General features: G+C 70.6%; 20 protein-coding genes. 9 read left to right on the top strand and 11 right to left on the bottom strand.

Translation table 11 applies throughout. From position 1 onward, the window contains the following. Positions 1-11: 11 nt before the first annotated feature. Positions 12-446: a glycine-rich domain-containing protein gene (locus ACFV9D_RS28600; RefSeq protein ID WP_385152231.1), complete on the top strand. Its 435-nt coding sequence runs from the start codon at positions 12-14 to the stop codon at positions 444-446. A 74-nt stretch (positions 447-520) separates the two neighbouring features. Beyond that, positions 521-937 (top strand): hypothetical protein, encoded by a 417-nt coding sequence (locus tag ACFV9D_RS28595; protein WP_385152228.1) that lies wholly within the window; start codon positions 521-523, stop codon positions 935-937. 85 nt (positions 938-1,022) lie between these two features. Here ACFV9D_RS28595 and ACFV9D_RS28590 read toward each other — a convergent pair whose 3' ends face one another. After that, positions 1,023-1,355, bottom strand: coding sequence for a hypothetical protein (locus ACFV9D_RS28590; RefSeq protein WP_385152225.1), 333 nt, complete (start codon positions 1,353-1,355; stop codon positions 1,023-1,025). A 23-nt stretch (positions 1,356-1,378) separates the two neighbouring features. Then, positions 1,379-1,726: a hypothetical protein gene (locus ACFV9D_RS28585; protein WP_385152223.1), complete on the bottom strand. Its 348-nt coding sequence runs from the start codon at positions 1,724-1,726 to the stop codon at positions 1,379-1,381. Between the two features lie 162 nt (positions 1,727-1,888). On the opposite strand from ACFV9D_RS28585, the gene ACFV9D_RS28580 reads away from it, so the two are divergent. Next, a complete protein-coding gene (locus ACFV9D_RS28580) occupies positions 1,889-2,152 on the top strand; it encodes a GntR family transcriptional regulator (RefSeq protein ID WP_385152220.1) in 264 nt (87 codons plus the stop codon). 249 nt (positions 2,153-2,401) lie between these two features. On the opposite strand, the gene ACFV9D_RS28575 is transcribed toward ACFV9D_RS28580, so the two are convergent. Beyond that, a complete protein-coding gene (locus ACFV9D_RS28575) occupies positions 2,402-2,890 on the bottom strand; it encodes a MarR family winged helix-turn-helix transcriptional regulator (protein ID WP_385152217.1) in 489 nt (162 codons plus the stop codon). Between the two features lie 135 nt (positions 2,891-3,025). Between ACFV9D_RS28575 and ACFV9D_RS28570 the strand changes: the two genes are divergently transcribed. From ACFV9D_RS28570 to ACFV9D_RS28545, 6 genes are all read left to right on the top strand, one after another. Then, on the top strand, positions 3,026-3,874 hold the full coding sequence (locus ACFV9D_RS28570; protein WP_385152214.1) for an NAD(P)H-binding protein: 849 nt from the start codon (positions 3,026-3,028) through the stop codon (positions 3,872-3,874). A 33-nt stretch (positions 3,875-3,907) separates the two neighbouring features. After that, on the top strand, positions 3,908-5,314 hold the full coding sequence (locus ACFV9D_RS28565) for a DHA2 family efflux MFS transporter permease subunit (RefSeq protein WP_385152211.1): 1,407 nt from the start codon (positions 3,908-3,910) through the stop codon (positions 5,312-5,314). A 30-nt stretch (positions 5,315-5,344) separates the two neighbouring features. Beyond that, positions 5,345-5,797 (top strand): nucleoside deaminase, encoded by a 453-nt coding sequence (locus ACFV9D_RS28560; RefSeq protein WP_385152208.1) that lies wholly within the window; start codon positions 5,345-5,347, stop codon positions 5,795-5,797. Beyond that, positions 5,790-6,698 carry an isopenicillin N synthase family dioxygenase gene (locus ACFV9D_RS28555; RefSeq protein ID WP_385152205.1) on the top strand — a complete coding sequence of 303 codons (909 nt, stop codon included), beginning with the start codon at positions 5,790-5,792 and terminating at the stop codon, positions 6,696-6,698. Before ACFV9D_RS28560 ends, ACFV9D_RS28555 begins: the two co-directional genes overlap by 8 nt. A gap of 89 nt (positions 6,699-6,787) precedes the next feature. Continuing rightward, positions 6,788-8,848: a hypothetical protein gene (locus tag ACFV9D_RS28550; RefSeq protein WP_385152202.1), complete on the top strand. Its 2,061-nt coding sequence runs from the start codon at positions 6,788-6,790 to the stop codon at positions 8,846-8,848. Between the two features lie 5 nt (positions 8,849-8,853). After that, positions 8,854-10,392, top strand: a complete 1,539-nt coding sequence (locus ACFV9D_RS28545) for an ABC transporter substrate-binding protein (protein ID WP_385152200.1) — start codon at positions 8,854-8,856, stop codon at positions 10,390-10,392. 5 nt (positions 10,393-10,397) lie between these two features. Here ACFV9D_RS28545 and ACFV9D_RS28540 read toward each other — a convergent pair whose 3' ends face one another. The 8 genes from ACFV9D_RS28540 to hemL all read right to left on the bottom strand — a co-directional run bounded on the left by ACFV9D_RS28540 (position 10,398) and on the right by hemL (position 18,714). After that, entirely contained in the window at positions 10,398-10,925 is a 528-nt protein-coding gene (locus tag ACFV9D_RS28540) for an SRPBCC domain-containing protein (RefSeq protein WP_385152197.1), read from the bottom strand. Positions 10,926-10,969: 44 nt separating this feature from the next. Continuing rightward, positions 10,970-12,046, bottom strand: a complete 1,077-nt coding sequence (gene ccsB, locus ACFV9D_RS28535; protein ID WP_385152194.1) for a c-type cytochrome biogenesis protein CcsB — start codon at positions 12,044-12,046, stop codon at positions 10,970-10,972. An 11-nt stretch (positions 12,047-12,057) separates the two neighbouring features. After that, positions 12,058-13,734, bottom strand: a complete 1,677-nt coding sequence (locus ACFV9D_RS28530) for a cytochrome c biogenesis protein ResB (protein WP_385152191.1) — start codon at positions 13,732-13,734, stop codon at positions 12,058-12,060. 8 nt (positions 13,735-13,742) lie between these two features. Further along, complete coding sequence (locus ACFV9D_RS28525; protein ID WP_385152188.1) at positions 13,743-14,480, bottom strand: cytochrome c biogenesis CcdA family protein; 738 nt, start codon at positions 14,478-14,480, stop codon at positions 13,743-13,745. Positions 14,481-14,484: 4 nt separating this feature from the next. Next, positions 14,485-15,090, bottom strand: coding sequence for a TlpA family protein disulfide reductase (locus tag ACFV9D_RS28520; RefSeq protein WP_385152185.1), 606 nt, complete (start codon positions 15,088-15,090; stop codon positions 14,485-14,487). Positions 15,091-15,185: 95 nt separating this feature from the next. Continuing rightward, positions 15,186-16,436: a hypothetical protein gene (locus ACFV9D_RS28515; protein WP_385152182.1), complete on the bottom strand. Its 1,251-nt coding sequence runs from the start codon at positions 16,434-16,436 to the stop codon at positions 15,186-15,188. Positions 16,437-16,714: 278 nt separating this feature from the next. Beyond that, a complete protein-coding gene (locus ACFV9D_RS28510; protein WP_385152179.1) occupies positions 16,715-17,410 on the bottom strand; it encodes a histidine phosphatase family protein in 696 nt (231 codons plus the stop codon). Next, positions 17,407-18,714, bottom strand: coding sequence for a glutamate-1-semialdehyde 2,1-aminomutase (gene hemL, locus ACFV9D_RS28505; protein ID WP_385152176.1), 1,308 nt, complete (start codon positions 18,712-18,714; stop codon positions 17,407-17,409). Before hemL ends, ACFV9D_RS28510 begins: the two co-directional genes overlap by 4 nt. Positions 18,715-18,793: the final 79 nt, after the last annotated feature.

Raw genomic sequence — 18,793 nt, 5'->3', positions numbered from 1 at the left:
AGGAGCATTGCATGACCGCGACCTCACTTGAAGTCCGTCATGGCCGGGACCTCGTCCCGCCGCCGCTGTTCCAGCGGCTCGCCGCCTTCTGCGCGGACGAGTACCGCATCGACCTGCCCACGGCCGAACGCGTCATGGACCAGGGCCTGGCCTTCCTCTGGACCATGGGCACCACGGGCAAGGGCGACGTCATGGCGCCGAGTAGGGACGTGGACCCCGCGTGGCACACGTTCATGCTTCACAGCCAGGAGTACACGGACTGGTGCCAGGAGCACTTCGGCCGCTTCCTCCACCACGCCCCGAACAGCAAGACCCGCACGCTCGGCCTCATGTACGACGTCACGGACATGATCCGTGACGCCGGCTTCGCCGTCGACAAGAAGCTGTGGGGAACCGCGGCGGAGTGCAACGAATCCGCGTGCTGCGGCGACGGCCCCTGCTGCTGATTCCCTTCTCCCGGCTGTCCGGCACGCGCCGGCTGTGCGCGTGCCGGACGGCACCCCATCGAAGGCCGACCCCCATGCCCCTCGTCGACAGCGACCGCGTCACCGTCTTCCACATGTTCGGTGAGATCCTCGCCTACACCACCCGCTCCGAAGGCGACATCCCGTACGGCGAAGTCGGGATCGTGGCCGTCCTCGGCCCCGACACCTCGCCGGCCATCCTCTGGTCGCTGGCCGTCCAGCACTGCCGCGAGCGCGACCAAGCCGATCAGCACGCTCGGTGGATCGTGAGCCAGGCGTCCCGGGCCCGCGTCTCCGGCGGCGGCCGACTGGCTGAACTGCGCACCGCAAAGTGGGAGTTCCAGCGACACAAGGAGCACCGATTCGGCGCCCTGTACTTCAACCACGAGGTCCTGCGGACCGGACAGATGCGCGTTGTCGGCCTGGACCTCGCCCCACTCAAGGAGGCAGCTACGGCGGCGCGCCGCTACTGAATCCCTTCGCCGAAGAGGGCGTGCAGGAGCAGCAGGAGCGCCACAGTTGAGACCGCAAGGAGCGCGGCCGTCCAGGCGCGGCACCTCATGGGCAGTCTTCGTCGGGCAGGGCGAAGGTCGGAAAATGGCAGACGCACCCGCACACGAGATGACGGACGCCCTGTACGCCGCTGTCACGGGGCACGTGGTCCCGGCAGCGGTCGTGGCGGCCGACGATGCAGCGCGGTGACCGGAACTCCGGCTCGGGCGCGGCCGTAAAGGCGCGGGCCAGCAGGGGCACGCTCACCGCGTCGGCGATCTCCGGCGTCACCCACCAGCCGTCCCCCGCACGGTCGCGGTGCGGACCGTCGTGCCCCACGTCGAGCACGCAGACCGAGCCCGCGCACACCGGCCGCACCACTTCCGCGATCGCGAACACGGACCGCCTCGCCCCACAACGGCTCATCGGGCACCCCCGGCATGGATGTTCCGGTGGTCGACGTCCACCCCGACGGTCGCTAGCCACAGCGCCCGCCGACGCCTCCGCTGTACCGCCCGAGCGGAGCCCGCCGTCAGGTAGGGGCGCTCCAGGGGTGACCGGGCCCCGTCGAGGAGCATCGCCTGCTCACGGGCGTACGGAGACCGGCGGGTGGGGACACGATGGCGCGGCGCCGGGGGCGGGAAGGTCGGGCGGCGGTGGGTGACCGGTCGGGGGCGGTGCCTGCCGGTGGGCGGCAGGGTCAGCATGAGCAGCCCGAGTAGAACGGGGATCAGCGCCTTGCCCAGTACGCGCGCGATAGGGTTCCGCACGTCATCAACTCCCTTGAAGTTGGTGGCCATGCCCCGGGGCCGGTACCAGCGGTCGCCGGGGTCATTTCGTGCCCACACCGTAGTGCGTGATGCACAGTGATGCATCACTGTGCAGCTAGACCCATCCGAACGTGTCTTTGTATGACTATCTAGCGTTGACCTATGAGCCTTGACCCGCAGTCGGCACGCCCGCTGTACATGCAGCTGGCCGACGTGATCGCAGCGAAGATCGCCTCCGGGGAGTTCGCCCCCGACCGGATGATCCCCACGCCCGGCCGCCTCTCCGAGGAGTACGGCATCGCCGTGCTGACCGCCCGCCGGGCCATGCGGGAACTCCGCGAGCGCGGACTGATCATCACCGTGCCCGGTAAGGGTTCCTACGTCCTGCCCGCTGCCGGAAAGAACAGCCCTCCGACCGAGGCGTGACACCCCCGCCCCGCCGGGGAGGGGCCCCATGGACCAGGAACAGGCCCGCCGCTGGCTCGCCACCCCCTTCGCCGAGGACGGCGCCAACGCCTTCCGACTCGGGGTTGCCCCATCGTGCCGCGCGTGATTCGGCTTCTCGCGGGGCTTGGGCGTCGTCGCATGACGTCCGGTTCGTGATCACGTGAGCCCGCGGCCAGGGGGCGTCGCCCTGCCGATGGGCCGGTGCCGACGTCGCGTCAGGTGGTTGCGCTAGGAGGTCTTGTCCTCGGCGCGCTGGGCGAGGCTGTCCTGGGAGTCGACGTACTTGAGCAGGAGACGGGCGAACTCCAGTCGTTCGTGCTCGGTCCACTCGCCGGTGATGTACTCGAAGGCCGAGCGCTGGTGGCGACCGAAGCGGGTCATCAACTCCCTGCCTTCGGGGCTGAGATGGAGAACGGTGCGGCGGCCGTCCTGCTGGGAGGCCGCCCGGACGAGATAGCCGGCCGAGATGCAGTCGGAGACCATGCGACTGGCCACCGACGGGTCCACGCCCAGGTGCCGGGCGACCGAGCCGACCGTGACCTCGCCGGTGTCCTCCTGCTCGGCGTCCAGGACGATCCTGAGCACCAGCGTGCGGCTCAGGTCCTTCTGGGAGATCGGGTCCTGGACCTCCAGGAGTGAGGAGCGCCGGAGCTTCCCGAAGGCCGGGCCCACAGCGTTCATCAGCTCGTCCGCCGTCTTCGGCTCACGCTTCGTCATGCCCTCATCGTACAGATATGGATGACTCCTCGAAGGCATGTGTTGACTCGCAATCGTGTGCATGCGAGCATGCATATGTCGAACGGCAAAGAACGACACCGAGCGGCACCGAACTTCGAACGAAGGAGCTTTCCCATGACCACGCTCATCACCGGCGCCCGCGGCAAGGTCGGCCAGGGCGTCATCGCCCGCCTGCACGCCGCCGGCCACACCGTCCGCGCCGCCAGCGCCGATCCCGCCGAGCTGACCGTCCCCGACGGCGTCGAGACCGTCGAGCTCGCCCTCGACCACCCCGCGGGCCTCGACTCCGCGCTCCGCGACGTCCGCCAGGTCTTCCTCTATCCCGAGCCCGCCGGCATCCACGAGCTGATCAAGGCCGCCGAGACCGCCGGCGTCGAGCACGTCGTCCTGCTCTCCTCGTCCTCGGTCCTCGGCCCCGACGCCGAGGACGACCCGCTGGCGAGCCACAGCCTCGAGGTCGAGCGCGCCCTCGCCGAATCCGACCTCACCTGCACCTTCCTGCGGCCCGACGCCTTCGCCAGCAACTCCCTCGGCTGGGCGTACTTCATCGGCAGCTCCCTGCCGGTCCAGCTCGCCTATCCGGACGCGCACATCGCGCCCATCCACCCCGAGGACATCGCCGACATCGCCGTCGAGGCCCTGACCGGCCACTCCCTCACGGGTCGCTCGATCACCCTGACCGGCCCCGAGTCGCTCACCTTCCGCGAGCAGCTCGCCGTTCTCTCCGACGCCGTCGGCCGCGCGATCCCGGTCGAGCACATCACCCGCGCCGAAGCGGAGCAGCAGATGGGCCGCCACATGCCCGCGGTCATGGTCGGCTCGCTGCTCGACCTGTGGCAGGCCGCCGCCGCCCACGGCCCCGCCACCGTCGCCGACACCACCGAGTCCCTGCTCGGCCGCCCCGCCCGCACCTACCGGCAGTGGGCCCGCGAGAACGCCGGCGCCTTCGCCCCGCAGCACTGACCGACCCACCCCGACCCCTTCAAGGAGTCCCCCATGTCCACCACCCTCCCCGAGACTCCCACCGCTTTACCGACCACCGATCGCCGCCGATGGGCCGTCCTCGCCGTTGTCCTCTTCGCCGCGGCCCTCGACCTCCTCGACGCCACGATCACCAACATCGCCGCCCCGACCATCGCCGCCGACCTGCACGGCGGAGAGTCCCTCGTCCAGTGGCTCGGCGCCGGTTACGCGCTGTCCATGGGCGTCCTGCTCGTGGTCGGCGGCCGGCTCGGCGACAGGTTCGGCCGACGCCGGCTGTTCCTGATCGGCCTCACCGGCTTCACCCTCGCGTCCGTCGCCTGCGGGCTCGCCTACGACCCTGCCTCCGTCATCGGCTTCCGCCTGCTCCAGGGAGCCTTCGGCGCCCTGGTGATCCCGCAGGGCTTCGGCATCCTCCGCGCGGTCTTCCCGCCCAAGGAGATCGGCAAGGCGTTCGGCGTCTTCGCCCCCGCCCTCGGACTGTCGGCCATCAGCGGCCCGGTCCTCGCCGGTGTCCTCATCGACGCCTTCGGCTGGCGCTCCATGTTCCTGATCAACATCGTGCTCGGCGGCCTCGCGATCGTCCTCGCCGTCCGGCTGCTGCCCCGCGACACGGGCGACCGGGAGGTGACCCTCGACGGCCTGGGATCCGCCCTGCTCGCCGCGACGATGCTCGGCCTGCTCCACGGGCTGATCGACGGCGCCGCACACGGCTGGACCCTCGGCCCGGTCCTCTCCCTCGCCGCCGGCACCGCCTTCTTCGCGCTGTTCTGCCTGCGCCAGCGCCGCGCCGCCGCTCCCCTGATCGAACCGTCGCTGCTGCACAACCGCGGCTTCACCTCGGGCCTCGTCCTCGGCCTGGTCTTCTACGCGGCGGTCGCCGGCCTGCTCTTCGTCCTGTCCCTCTACCTCCAGGACGGCCTGCACCGCACGCCCACCGGGGCCTCCCTCGGCCTCGCCCCCGTCGCCGCCGGCATCATCGCCGCCTCGATCGCCTCGCACCGGCTCAAGGCACGCCTCGGCCGCACCCTCATCCTCATCGGCCTGCTGCTCACCCTGACCGGCACCCTGGCCCTGCTCGCGCTGGTGCAGGCCACCACCCCGACGGGCTGGACGCTGCTCGTCCCGGTGTTCGTCACCGGCCTCGGCCTCGGCACCTGCTTCGGCACGATCTACGAGGTCACCCTCGGCGACATCGCCCCGAACGAGTCCGGCAGCGCCTCCGGTTCCCTGACCGCCGTCACCCAACTCGCCAACAGCATCGGCGCCGCGGTCGTCACCACCGTCTACTTCCACAGCTCCGGCGGCTCCCCGGAAGCCACCGTCCACAGCCTCGCCCTGGTCGCCGCGGCCGTCCTCGTCTGCTCCGCCCTCGTGCGGCTCATGCCCCGCACGGTCCAGCCCCGCGACCACAAGGTGTGACACCGCCGCCCGCGCGGGAAGAGTCCCCTCGTGGACCAGGACCAGGCACGCCAGTGGCTCGCGACGGCCCTCGTCGAGGCATGGGCCGGGCTCGCCGAGGGCGGGATTCCGATCGGGGCCGCCCTCTACGCGGCCGACGGGACGCTGCTCGGGCGCGGGCACAACCGGCGCGTGCAGGACGGGGACCCGTCGGCGCACGCGGAGACCGCCGCGTTCCGGGCGGCCGGCCGGCAGCGCTCGTACCGGGGGACGACCATGGTGACGACGCTCTCGCCCTGCTGGTACTGCTCCGGCCTGGTGCGGCAGTTCGGGATCTCGCGCGTGGTCGTCGGGGAGGCGGAGACCTTCCACGGCGGCCACGACTGGCTGGCCGAGCACGGCGTCGAGGTCCTGGTGCTCGACGACCCCGAATGCCGTGGGCTGATGCGGGAGTTCATCGTTAAGCACCCGGCACTGTGGAACGAGGACATCGGCCATGAGTGAAGCGAGCCTCCCCACCATCGACCTCGCCCGTGATCCCGCCCCGCAGCTCCCCGCCGTCGACCGCGCCCTGCGCGAGGCCGGGTTCCTGCTGGTCGCCGGGCACGGGGTCGACCCCGGCCTGCGGGCGGAGATCCGGGCCGTCGCCCGCCGGTTCTTCCACCTCCAGCCCGCCGCGAAGGAGCCGTACGCCGTGCGGGTCGGCGGGCGCGGCTGGCTCGGGCCGGGCGCGGAGGCCAACGGGTACGCGGAGGGCACGGCGACCCCGCCCGACCTGAAGGAGTCGCTCTCCTTCGCGGCGGACGAGCCGACCGGCGACCCGGTCGTGGACGCCGAGTGGTTCCTGCCGAACACCTGGCCCGCAGAGGTGCCGGAGCTGAAACCGCTCGTCCAGAGGTATCTCGCGGAGATGCAGGCCCTGTCAGACCGAGTTCTCGACCTGCTCGGCGTCGCCCTCGGCGAGGAGCGGGACTTCTTCACCCGGCACACCGGGCACCCGACCTTCGGCTTCAACATCAACTGGTACCCGGGGCGGGAGCGGACCGGCGAGCCGGAGCCGGGGCAGTTCCGGATCGGGCCGCACACCGACTTCGGCACGGTGACCATCCTCGACCGGCAGGCCGGCCGGGGCGGTCTCCAGGTCTTCACCGACGCCGGCGGCTGGCAGGACGCGCCGTACGATCCCGCCGCCTTCACCGTCAACATCGGTGACGTGATGGCCGGTTGGACCGGTGGACGGTGGCGCTCAGGTCGTCACCGCGTGCTGCCGCCGCCCGCGGAAGCGCCCGCCGAGGAGCTGATGTCGCTGGTCTATTTCTACGAGTGCGACCCCGGCACCACGATCCACGGCATCGAGTCCCATTCCTATCTCCGGGCTCAGCTCGACGCCATCGCCACGGACTGACAACACCTGCACAACAGACTCGAAAAGCCTGCCGCTTTCCCAACACACCGTCGATATCCTGGAGTTGACTGTGACGGGGGTGACGGGGCGTGGACAGAGAGCTGTACGGCCGCGAGGCGGTCTTCCAGGAATCCGGACTCGCCGCGCGGCTCACCGGCCTGGCCCCGTACCGCTTCGCCCGCACCGCGTACGAGCACGGCGACGATCCGCCGGTCACCGTCTTCACCGGCGGCCGGGGCATGGGCAAGACGGCCCTGCTCAAGCAGCTCCGCAACGCGTACAAGGGGGCCACTCCGCTCGCGTTCCTCGACTGCGCGCACATCGAGCCGCCCGCCGACCACGGGCCCGGCTGGAACCCGCTCACCGGAGCCCTCGCCGAGCTCGCCGGGCAGCTCGCCCCGCGCGGGTTCGCCAGCGCCCCCGTGGAGTTCCCGCGGCTGTCGCTCGGTCTGGTCGCCGTCGCCTCCATCAGCTGGTCGCGGGAGGACGAGGAGCGCGCGCGGCGCGATCTGCAGCGGCTCGGGCCGGTCCTCGCGACCGTCGACGCGGCGAAGGGGGCCGGTGCCACTTGGGTCACCAAGGTCCTGAGCAAGCTGGCCGCCAACTTCGCCGAGGCCACGGCGCCGATGGCCGGGCTCCTGGCCGAGGCGACCGTGGAGACCGTCCTGGAAGAGGTCTTCGGCCGCAGCCAGCGCAGGTCGGAGAACTGGTACGGGCTCTACCGCAACGCCGGAGGCCGCGGCAAGATCGGCCTGCAGTACCTCGCCAACGACTTCGATCAGGGCGGCCGGCGCCGCGAGGAGGCCGAGGGCTTCCTGGTCCGCGCGCTCGTCGAGGACCTGCACCGCGCCTTCACCGGGCTGCTGCGGGCCGGTGCCCGCAGCGGCCGCCCCGTCCTCCTCCTCGACAACGCCCATGAACCGCTGGGCCGTCGCCTGCTCGAACCGATCCTGCGGGACCGGGCCGCCGGGCGCCGCGACCGGATCGTGGTCCTCGCCTCCTCCCGCGTCCGCGACCACGAGGGCATGCGCCGCGCGACCCGGCTGAGGCTGCCCGAGACCGCACGGCTGGCTCCCTGCCCCCGCGGCACGGACGTCACCTCCGGCATCCTCGCCGTCGAGCTCACCCCGCTCTCCCCCGCGCACGCCCAGTCGGCCTTCGACCGGCACGACCCGGCCGGCCGGACCCCGGCCGACCTGGCGCGGGGCGTCCACCGGCTCGCCGGCGGGCGCCCACTGGGAGTGACCCTCCTCGGCCGTACCGCGGGCGAGGCCCCGGCGGAGCTGCGCGCGGACCTCACCCCGGGCGCGCTGCTCGACCTGACGGTGGAGCTGCGCGAGGACACTCCGCCGGTGCCGGTCGCGCCGACGCTGCTCGGCGAGCTGCTGCCCGGGGAGCACCACGGCCGGCTCGCGGTGCTCGCCGCGGCCCACGACGAGACCTCCGCCCGGCTCCTCGCGCACACACGGCTGCCCGGGGAGTCCCCGGACGGCGACATGGCCCTGGAGGTCCGCGACCGGCTGCGCGCCGAGGGCTGGCCGGAGAGCCCGGAGCACTTCGTCGCCGATCCGCTGCTGCGCGCCCTGCTGCTGCACCGGCTGCGCTTCGAGGACGGCGAGGGGTACGCGACCTGGCGGGCCGTCCACGAGACCCTGCACCGGCACTACGACCAGGAGGGCGGGCTCCCGTACCGGCTGCACCACGAACTCGCCCTCGGCCGGACCCAGCAGGCCGTGACCCATCTGCGGGTCACGTTCCCCCGTCCGGACATCGAGGACTGGCTCGGACGGCTGCGGTTCATCGCCTCCGCCCCCTACCCGCGCACCCGCGACCGGACCGGTCCCGATCCGCGCCGGGCCGTCGCGCTCGGGCAGCGGCCGCCCGACCTGATGCCGGCCGGTCTCGACGCCGCCACCACCGAACTCCACCTGCGTCTGCGGCGGTTGCTGCACGCGGTCTGGCTGTTGACCGACCCGCTCGCCCTGCCCGACGACGAGGTGACCGAGAAGCTGGCGTTCGAGCTGCGCCAACTGTCCGGCCGCCATCTGACGGGCAACCGACCGCTGTGGGACGCGGCCACCCACTGGCCGACGGACATCCGCGCCTGGCGGGAGCTCTCGCTCCCGCCGGCGCGCGAGGACGGAGTCTGAGGACCATGCTCGACTGGCTGCGCTTCCACCTCTGGCACACCCCGCGCCAGAAGGTCCTCACGACGGTGGTGACCCTGGCCGTCGTCGGCAGTCTGACGGGGTACGCGGTGAACCGCGCCACCACCCCGGAGGACCGTTCCTGCGCCGCGGGGGTGGAACGGCCCCAGGGCAGTACCGAATGCATCGGCGTCAACGGCGACGGATTCGACTTCGGCGTCCCGTCCCTGACCGAGGTGGCCGGGCTGATCCGCGAGGAGAACCGCACCCTGAAGCCGGGCGAGTACGCCACGGTCGCCCTGCTGCTGCCGCTGACCTCCACGGACAGCGGCATGCGGGAGAAGGTCCTGCACGAGGTGCAGGGCGCGTTCGCCCGGCAGTACCGGGCCAACCACGAGTCCAACAGCGAGACCCCGAAGATCCGGCTCGTCCTCGCCAACACCGGTAAGGGCAACGCCCATTGGCAGACGACGGTCGAGCAGCTGAAGACGATGACCGGCGGCACCGACCGGCTGCGGGCGGTCTCGGGCGTCGCCACCTCCTCGACCGAGGTACGGCAGGCGGTGACGTCCCTGACGGGTGCGGGCATCGCGGTCGTCGGCACCACCATCACCGCCGACGACATCGCCAACGGCCCCGGCGCCGGCAAGAACCGCTACCCCGGTCTGGCCCGTGTCTCCCCCACCAACGGAGACGAGGCGAAGGCGCTGGCCCACTTCGGGAAGGTCGAGGCGGCGAAGGCGCTGCTCGTCCAGGACACCCGGACCGGCGACCACTACACGGACACGCTGAAGGCGGCGTTCTCGGCCTCCCTCAAGGGCGCGCCGTACGAGCCGCAGCTGTTCACCTCGCCCGCCGACCCGACGGAGGAGGGCACGACCGCGAATACCTTCCGCCAGATCACGCATCTGATCTGCGACACGAGGGCGGAGACGGTGTTCTTCGCCGGCCGGCACACCCAGCTGCGGCAGTTCATCAACGCGCTCGGCGCCCGCGGCTGCGCGGAGCGTTCGTTCACGATCCTGACCGGTGACGAGGGCTCGTACCTGGGCGCGGACCGCAAGCTCAACCGGGCCGCGCTGAAGGCGAAGCTGACCGTCCGCTACGCCTCGCTCGCGCACCCGGACGCCTGGAAGCCCGCGAAGGGTCGCCCGGTGCCGGCGACGGGCGGCTCGACGGCCGCGTACGAGACCTTCCTCGCGGACATCGCCAAGGTGGCGAAGAAGCCGGTCCCGCTCGCGGACGGCCAGGCGATCGTGGCGTACGACGCGATGGCGGCGGCGGTCCACGCGATCCGCCAGGCGACCCCGCAGGGCGCCCAGTACCCGTCACTGGCGGACGTGGCCACGCAGTGGCCCCAGGTGAAGGGCTCGCTCCGGGTCGACGGCGCGAGCGGCTGGATCTGCCTGGACAACTTCGGCAACCCGTACAACAAGGCGGTCCCGATAGTGGAGCTGGCCCAGGACGGCTCGCAGAGGTTCGTCCAGATCGCCTGGCCGGAAGGCAACCCCCCGACACAGGACTGCCTGCCACCGAGGCGGGGTTAGCCCCTCTACGGCTCCCACTTCGGCCAGCGCGCCTCGTCCCGCTCGTACCGCTCCCGCAGCTCACGCCAGCGATCCGGCGTCCAGGTCCGCCAGTCCGTGGGCCGGCCCTCCAGCGCCTCGTCCAGGCGCTCGAAGTGCTCGTGCCACCCGGCGAGGAAGTCCAGCTTCTCCTCCCGCGTCCCACGGAACTCGTTCGTGAAACGCAGCACGGTCGCCCCGCCGCCCCCGGCCGGTTCCAGGTGGAACCGGATCCGGCCGTGCGGCGGGCCGACCGTGTACTCGGCCACGTACTCAGGGTCCCAGGCCGTCACCGTCCCCGAGACCACCGTGTCTCCGTTCAACCAGCGCAGCGTCACCGCTCCGCCGAGCCTCGGCTCCAGCGGATCCGCCTCGCAGAGCCACTGCGGCAGACCCTCCGGCGTCGCGACGGCCGCCCAGACCCGGATCATCGGGTGGGGCAGATCGATCACGTACCGCAGGTGATGCAGGTTGCCGTCGTGGGTCTCGCACCTGCCCCGAGGTATCTCGCTCATACCTCCAGCGTCCCGCCGGGGCCCGTCACCCGCTAGCTCAGGGCTCAGACGCCCGCGTACGAGTGCTTGCTGGTCACGAAGATGTTGACCCCGTAGTAGTTGAAGAGGAAGCAGCCGAAGGCGATGAGCGCGATGTACGCGGCCTTGCGGCCCTTCCAGCCGGCCGTCGCGCGCGCGTGCAGATACGCCGCGTAACCGACCCAGGTGATGAACGCCCAGACCTCCTTGGCGTCCCAGCCCCAGTAGCGGCCCCACGCGTCGCCGGCCCAGATCGCGCCCGCGATGATCGTGAACGTCCACAGCGGGAAGGTCGCCGCGTTGACCCGGTACGCGAACTTGTCCAGCGTCGCCGCGGACGGCAGCCGCTCGAGGACCGAGCGGGCGAAGGCGCCGGGCTTCCCGCCGTTCGCGATCTTGTTCTCGTAGGAGTCGCGGAAGAGGTAGAGCAGGGTGCCGACGGCCCCCAGGTAGAGCACCGAGCCGCAGAAGATCGCGGTCGAGACGTGGATCCACATCCAGTAGGAGTCCAGCGCGGGGACGAGCTGGTCGCTCTCGGTGTAGAGCACGGTCGTGGCGACGCCCAGGTCCAGCAGGACGGTCGTCACCAGCGGCAGACCGATCCAGCGGACGTTCTTCTTCGCGAGCAGGAAGGCGAGGTACACGCCGACCGCCACGGTGGAGAAGGTGGTGGAGAACTCGTACATGTTGCCCCAGGGGGCGCGCTGCACGGCGATCGCACGGGCGATCACGCCGGCCGCCTCGATCAGGAACGCGAGCGTCGTGAGCGAGACGGCGATACGGCCGTACAGATCGCCCTTGACCGTGCCGCCGGCCGCGCCGGGGCCGTCGGGCACGTCGCGGACGCCGGCGCCGGACCGGGTGACGACCTTGGGCTTGTCCAGGACGGCGGTGCCGCCGGCCTGCCTGACCTGGACGGTCACGGCCGGAGCCGGAGTGTCGACGGTCAGCGCGGCGGCCGTACGGCCGACCTTGCTGCGGCTGCCGAACACCCACTCGGCGATGTGCGCCAGGAAGGCCAGGGTGTAGACGGCCATCGAGGAGTAGATGAGCGTGTTGCTCATCTGCGCCAGGCTCTCGTTGGTCTCGGCAGCGAGACTCACGGCGGCGAGATTCACTTCTCAGCCCCTTCGGCTTCTGCTGTGGCAGGTTCGGGCGCGGTCGGCGCCTGTGCGTTGAGCGTGACCGCGAGTTCGGCCAGCTCCTCCGGGAGCTTGGCGGACTCGCTCCGGCCAAGACCCGCCATCTCGACGACGGTGACGCCGTCCTTCCCCCGAACGGCCCCGACCCAGACCCGGCGCCGCTGGATGAACAGCGAGCCGGTCAGACCGGCGATCGCGGCGATCGCGCCCGCGAGGGCGAGACCGTTGCCGGGCTGCTGGGAGACCTGGAAGCTCGCCCACTCCTTGATGTCCTTCTCGAAGGTGATCGAGCCGGCACCGTCGGGCAGCGTCATCGTCTCGCCGGGCAGCAGCCGGTTGGCCTTGCCCGTGCCGCCCTCGACCTCGAACTGGGTCATCTTGGACTTGTCCAGCTGGTACACGTTCTGCGGCAGCCCGGAGTCCACACGCAGATCGCCGTGGAAGCCGGTGAGCGCCATGACGGGGAAGTCGAGCGCCGGGAACTGCGAGAACATGTCGCCCTTGCCGGCGCCCGCGAAGGTCGGCACGAAGAAGGCCTGGAAGCCCAGCTGCTCCTTCTTGCCGTTCTTGTCGCGGTAGCCGTCCATCACCTTGATCGCGCCGGTGGAGGTGATGTTGTTGTCGAACGGCAGCAGCGGGACCGCGCCGTGGAAGACGACCTTGCCCCGGCCGTCCTTGACGGTGACCACGGGCGCGTACCCGTGGGCGATCAGGTACACCTTGGAGCCGCCGACCTGCAGCGGCTCGTTGACGCGGATGACCGCCTTCTTCTCCGCGCCGCCCGCCTCGGAGTACGTGACGGCGGCCTCGAAGGTGCGCGGGGTGCCGCGCTGCGGGCCGCTCTTCTCGTACGTACCGGTGAAGCTGTCCAGCTGGAACCCGAACGGCGCGAGGTCCTCGGTGCTGTAGAGGGAGCCGGACTTGAAGTCGTCGTACTGGGTGAGGGTGTTGGAGAAGCCGTCGCCCTCGATGATCAGCTTGCCGCCCTCGGACTTGAAGAGCTGTCCCCACGCGAAGGCGACCAGCATCACGATCAGCGCGATGTGGAAGAGCAGGTTCCCGGCCTCGCGCAGATAGCCCTTCTCGGCGGCGATGGCGTCCTTGACGGTGTGCGCGCGGAAGCGGCGGCCCTTGAGGAGCGCGAGCGCGGCCTCGCGGACCTGCTCGGGCTCGGCCTCGGTGCGCCAGGTCGTGTACGCGGGAAGCCGGGTGAGGCGGCCGGGGGCGCCGGGCGGCAGTCCGCGGAGCTGGCCGACGAACTGCCAGCTGCGCGGCACGATGCAGCCGATGAGGGAGACGAACAGCAGGATGTAGATCGCGGAGAACCACACCGAGCCGTAGACGTCGAAGAGCTGGAGCTTCTCGTAGATCGGCGTGAGCGTCTCGTGGGCTTCCTTGAAGGTCTGCACCTTCAGCTCGTCCGCGCTGGTCTGCGGGATGAGCGAGCCGGGGATCGCGCCGAGGGAGAGCAGGAAGAGCAGGATCAGCGCGACCCGCATCGAGGTCAGCTGTCGCCAGAACCAGCGGATCCAGCCGAAGACTCCGAGGGTGGGGCCGCCGACGGCGGTCTCCTCCTTGGGCGCGGTGGAGAGCTGAGCCCCGGCCTCGCCGAGGTTGTCCTGCTCCTGGGTCGTTTCGGTCTTGCTCATCGGAACTCTCAGATCCCCACCGTGAAGCCGCTGGACCAGCCCTGCATCGTCGCGACCATGCTGTCCCACGCGCCGGTGAGCAGCAGCAGGCCGGTCAGGATCATCATGCCGCCGCCGATTCTCATCACCCACACATAGTGCTTCTTGATCCAGCCGAACGTGCCGAGCGCCTTGCGGAAGGCGACCGCGGCGAGGATGAAGGGGACGCCGAGGCCGACGCAGTACGCGACGGTCAGCAGCGCGCCGCGGCCGGCGCTGGCCTCCTGCGCGGCGAGCGCGTTGACGGAGGCGAGGGTCGGGCCGATGCACGGGGTCCAGCCGATGCCGAAGAGCGCGCCGAGCAGCGGCGCGCCGACGAGTCCGGTGACGGGCTTCTTGTGGAAGCGGAACTCGCGCTGGGTGAACCAGGGCATGAGGCCGAGGAAGAAGACGCCGAGGGCGATCATCAGCACACCGAGGACGGTGGTGAGCGTGTCGCGGTACTCCTGGAGCGTCGAGCCGAAGTAGCCGAAGAGGGCGCCGCCGGAGACGAAGACGGCGGAGAAGCCGAGGACGAAGAGGGAGGCGCCGGCGGCCATCCGGCCGCGCTTGGCCTCGGCCAGGTCGGTGCCGGTGACGCCGGTCACGTAGCTCAGGTAACCGGGGACGAGCGGCAGGACGCACGGCGAGAAGAAGGAGACCAGGCCGCCGAGGACGGCGATGGGCAGGGCGAGGAGCAGCGCGCCGCTGAAGACCGTCTCGTTCACCGGATCACTTCTCCGCGAGAAGCGGCTCGATCATCGAGCGGAGCTTCTTCTCGTCGAGGGCCATGAGGGAGCGCGCGGCGATCTTCCCGTCCCTGTCGAGGACGACGGTGGAGGGAATGGCCTGCGGGTTGAGCGTGCCCTTGGGGAATCCGTTGACGATCAGCTTTCCGGCCGGATCGTAGAAGCTCGGGTACGGGACCTTGTAGTCCTCTTCGAAGGCGAGCGCGGGCTGCTTGTTGGGGTCGCGGGTGTTGATCCCGACGAACTCCACGCCCTTGTCCTTGAGCTCGTTCGCGACCTTGGTGAAGTGCGGTGCCTCGGCGCGGCACGGCGGGCACCAGGAGCCCCAGACGTTCATCACGACGACCTTGCCCTTGAGGTCGGCGATGTCGAGCTGCTTGCCCTCGAGCGTCTCGCCCGCGATCGCGTTGGTCGCCTTGCGCTCGCCCTTGGCGACGGTGGAGACACCCCCCGTGTTGGTCACGAAGTTGGTTCCACCGCCGCCGCCGGACTTGCCGTTGTCGTCCGATGTGCAGGCCGACAGCGCGAGGGCGGCCGACAGCGTTCCGACGGCGAGCAGGGTGCGTCGAGAGGCACGGCTAGAGCTCATGTGAAAAGTTTCGCATGGGCGTTTGGGGGATCTTGGGCGCCCCCCTGGGTGCCCGTAAAGCCCCTTGTCAAGGGGGCTTAAGGGACGTACGAGCCCTAAGCGGTCCTGAGGAAGGTGTTCCAGCCGCCCGTGGGCGACTGGCCGACCTCGAGCGTACGGAGCTTGGCGAGGATCTTCGGGTCCTGCACGTCCAGCCAGTCCACGAACTGGCGGAAGGAGACCAGCCGGACGTCCGGCTTGCCCGCCATGCCCTTGAGGGCCTCCTCGACGGCGTCCATGTAGATGCCGCCGTTCCACTGCTCGAAGTGGTTGCCGATGTAGAAGGGCGCCCGGTTGGACTCGTAGGCGCGGTTGAACCCGGCGAGGTACGCCTCGGTGGCCTGCTTGCGCCAGCCCGGGTAGCGCGAGGGCACCCCCTTGGTCGTGTTCTTCGACTGGTTGGCGAGCATGTTGTAGTCCATGGACAGGACCTCGAAGGAGTGGCCGGGGAAGGGCACGGCCTGCAGCGGGAGGTCCCATATGCCCTGGCGCTTGACCGGCCACATCTGGCGGCCGCCCGGCGAGCTGGCGTCGTAGCGCCAGCCGAGCCGCTTCGCCGTGGGCAGGAGGTTGTCCTGGCCGAGGAGGCAGGGGGTGCGGCCGCCGACGAGTTCCTTGCTGTAGTCGAAGGGCAGCGGGTCGAGGTCGGTCCAGCCGCTGTTCGTCTTCCACTCGGTGACGAACTTCGTCGCCTGGTCGATCTCGCTCTGCCACTGGGCCGGGGTCCAGTTGCCGACGGAGCCCGAGCCTCCGCAGAAGTGGCCGTTGAAGTGGGTGCCGATCTCGTGTCCGTCGAGCCAGGCCTGGCGGACGTTCTTGAGGGTGTCCTTGATGTGGTCGTCGGTGAGGTAGCCGATGTCGGAGGCGCCGACGCGGTTGTTCGGGGGGCGGTAGAGGTTCTTCTTCGACTCCGGCAGGAGGTAGATCCCGGAGAGGAAGAAGGTCATCGCGGCGTCGTGGTTCTTGGCGAGTTCGAGGAAGCGGGGGAAGAGGCCGTTGCCGACCTCGCCGGCACCGTCCCAGGAGAAGATCACGAACTGCGGCGGGGTCTGGCCCGGTTCGAGCGGCACGGGGGCGTCGGGCTGGTTCGGCTGCTTTCCGGTGTCGGCGGTGGAACCGTCACCGATGAGTCGGGCCTCTTTCTCGGTGGCTGCGGGCGCGCTCGGGGATCCCGAGGCGTCGCCGCCCTTGCCTGGTCCGGAATTGCCTGACTTGTCCTGGTTGCTGATGCCGCATCCGGCGACCCCGATCGCCGCCGCGGCCCCAACGCCCGCCCCCAGCAGACCCCTTCGACTGATCCCGCGCATGACGTCCCCATTCGCGCTTACGTATGACCGAAAGGTCATCCAAACCGACAATGAGTGAGATGCCGGGAGGAACGCGGAGGTTCCGGGAATTAGCACAAAAATTTCAGGGCGACCAGATGACTTCATGTCATCCGATCGCCCTGAGGGGTGTACCCGAGGGCCCGCGCCTCGAACGTTTCTCCGCAGAACCTCTACGCATCGAACGTCCAAGCACGCGGGGAACTGCGCGACCGCCCACGGCCGGCCCGCGGGATTCCTACCGGTCTTCCCGCGAAGCGTTACGCGCCGAAGGCCTTCGCCTTGCCCTTGACCGGCTTCGCGCCCGCGAGCAGATGCGCGGGCACCAGGTCACGCGCCGGCTCGCTGTAACCGACCGAGACGATCTTGTCGCCCTGGTACGTGAACGAGGTCAGCGAGGCCAGCGTGCACTGGCGCCGCCGCGGGTCGTGCCACAGCTTCCGCTTCTCGACGAAGCTGCGCACGATCCAGATCGGCAGCTGGTGGCTGACGCAGACCGCCTCGTGACCACGGGCCGCGTCCTTCGCCGCGTCGAGGGCGCCCATCATCCGTACGACCTGGTCGATGTACGGCTCGCCCCAGGACGGCTTGAACGGGTTGGTGAGGTGCTTCCAGTTGCCCGGCTTGCGCAGGGCGCCGTCGCCGACGCCGAAGGTCTTGCCCTCGAAGACGTTGCCGGCCTCGATGAGCCGCTCGTCCGTGGCCAGATCCAGGCCGTGGCTCTTGGCGACCGGCTGGGCGGTCTCCTGGGCGCGCTCCAGCGGGGACGCCACGACGTACGTGATGTCCCGGGCGGCCAGGTGCTCGGCGACCCGGTCGGCCATCTGCCGGCCGAGCTCGGAGAGGTGGTAGCCGGAGCGGCGACCGTAGAGGACGCCGTCGGGGTTGTGCACCTCGCCGTGGCGCATGAGGTGGACGACGGTGATGTCGTCGCCGCTCGGAAGGCTCGTGCTCATGCCGTGGCCTCCGCGGCGGCGCGGGCGGCGGCGGGCAGCGCGGCGGCGATCCGCTCGATCGCGCGCTCGTCGTGGGCCGTGGACACGAACCAGGACTCGAACGCGGACGGCGGCAGGTAGACCCCGTCGGCCAGCATCGAGTGGAAGAAGGCGTTGAAGCGGAAGGCCTCCTGCTTCTTCGCGTCGTCGTAGTTCCGCACCTCGCCGGCCGTGAAGAAGACGGAGAACATGTTGGAGGCGGTCTGCAGCCGGTGCGCGACACCCTCCTTGGTGAGCGCGCCGGTGACGAGCTCCTGGATCTCCTTCGAGACCGCGTCGACCTTGGCGTACGCGGCGTCGTCGAGCAGCCGCAGCTGCGCGAGGCCGGCGGCGGTGGCGACCGGGTTACCGGAGAGGGTGCCGGCCTGGTAGACCGGGCCCGCCGGGGCGAGGTGCCCCATGACGTCGGCGCGGCCGCCGAAGGCCGCGGCCGGGAAGCCGCCGCCCATGACCTTGCCGAAGGTCATCAGGTCGGGCTTCACGCCGTCGACGCCGTACCAGCCGGCGCGGGAGGTCCGGAAGCCGGTCATGACCTCGTCGGAGATGAAGAGCGCGCCGTTCTTCTCGCACGCGTCCTTCAGGCCCTGGTTGAATCCCGGCAGCGGCGGGACGACCCCCATGTTGCCCGGCGAGGCCTCGGTGATCACGCAGGCGATCTCGCCCGGGTACCGGTGGAAGGCCTCGTGCACGGCCTCCAGGTCGTTGTACGGCAGGACGATCGTGTCGCCGGCCTGCGCACCGGTCACGCCGGGCGTGTCGGGCAGACCGAAGGTGGCCACACCGGAGCCGGCCGCGGCGAGCAGCGCGTCCACGTGCCCGTGGTAGCAGCCGGCGAACTTCACGACCTTGGCGCGGCCGGTGAAGCCCCGGGCGAGCCGGATCGCCGACATCGTGGCTTCCGTACCGGAGGAAACCAGCCGAACCTGCTCGACGGGCTCGATCCGGGCGACGATCTCCTCGGCGAGGGCGACCTCGCCCTCGCCGGGCGTGCCGAAGGAGGTGCCGCGGGCGACGGCGGCCTGCACCGCGGCGATCACCTCGGGGTGCGAGTGGCCGAGGATCATCGGCCCCCACGAGCAGACGAGGTCGACGTACTCACGACCGTCCGCGTCGGTGAGGTACGGGCCGGTACCGGACACCATGAACCGGGGCGTTCCGCCCACGGCCCGGAAGGCGCGCACCGGTGAGTTCACGCCGCCGGGCGTCACGAGGGACGCGCGGTCGAAAAGCGTCTGTGAGACTGGGGCTTCGTATGAATACGGCACTGTGGTCCTGACCTGCGAGTAAGTCTGCGAGTACGGAGAGACGGCGTGGGCACCCTGTGAATTACGCCAAGGCGTCGGT

Source organism: Streptomyces sp. NPDC059875, assembly GCF_042731085.1.
In the GTDB taxonomy this organism is placed as follows: domain Bacteria; phylum Actinomycetota; class Actinomycetes; order Streptomycetales; family Streptomycetaceae; genus Streptomyces.
The sequence above is the reverse complement of the archived record's forward strand: the minus strand, read 5'-3'. Positions and strand labels throughout refer to the sequence as shown.

What these genes read in the sequence shown, in the direction of transcription:
- ACFV9D_RS28600 (WP_385152231.1), top strand. Translation starts at nt 12, where the DNA reads ATGACCGCGACCTCACTTGAAGTCCGTCATGGCCGGGACCTCGTCCCG.
- ACFV9D_RS28595 (WP_385152228.1), top strand. Translation starts at nt 521, where the DNA reads ATGCCCCTCGTCGACAGCGACCGCGTCACCGTCTTCCACATGTTCGGT.
- ACFV9D_RS28580 (WP_385152220.1), top strand. Translation starts at nt 1,889, where the DNA reads ATGAGCCTTGACCCGCAGTCGGCACGCCCGCTGTACATGCAGCTGGCC.
- ACFV9D_RS28575 (WP_385152217.1), bottom strand. Translation starts at nt 2,890, where the DNA reads ATGACGAAGCGTGAGCCGAAGACGGCGGACGAGCTGATGAACGCTGTG.
- ACFV9D_RS28570 (WP_385152214.1), top strand. Translation starts at nt 3,026, where the DNA reads ATGACCACGCTCATCACCGGCGCCCGCGGCAAGGTCGGCCAGGGCGTC.
- ACFV9D_RS28565 (WP_385152211.1), top strand. Translation starts at nt 3,908, where the DNA reads ATGTCCACCACCCTCCCCGAGACTCCCACCGCTTTACCGACCACCGAT.
- ACFV9D_RS28555 (WP_385152205.1), top strand. Translation starts at nt 5,790, where the DNA reads ATGAGTGAAGCGAGCCTCCCCACCATCGACCTCGCCCGTGATCCCGCC.
- ACFV9D_RS28545 (WP_385152200.1), top strand. Translation starts at nt 8,854, where the DNA reads ATGCTCGACTGGCTGCGCTTCCACCTCTGGCACACCCCGCGCCAGAAG.
- ACFV9D_RS28540 (WP_385152197.1), bottom strand. Translation starts at nt 10,925, where the DNA reads ATGAGCGAGATACCTCGGGGCAGGTGCGAGACCCACGACGGCAACCTG.
- ACFV9D_RS28530 (WP_385152191.1), bottom strand. Translation starts at nt 13,734, where the DNA reads ATGAGCAAGACCGAAACGACCCAGGAGCAGGACAACCTCGGCGAGGCC.
- ACFV9D_RS28520 (WP_385152185.1), bottom strand. Translation starts at nt 15,090, where the DNA reads ATGAGCTCTAGCCGTGCCTCTCGACGCACCCTGCTCGCCGTCGGAACG.
- ACFV9D_RS28515 (WP_385152182.1), bottom strand. Translation starts at nt 16,436, where the DNA reads ATGCGCGGGATCAGTCGAAGGGGTCTGCTGGGGGCGGGCGTTGGGGCC.
- ACFV9D_RS28510 (WP_385152179.1), bottom strand. Translation starts at nt 17,410, where the DNA reads ATGAGCACGAGCCTTCCGAGCGGCGACGACATCACCGTCGTCCACCTC.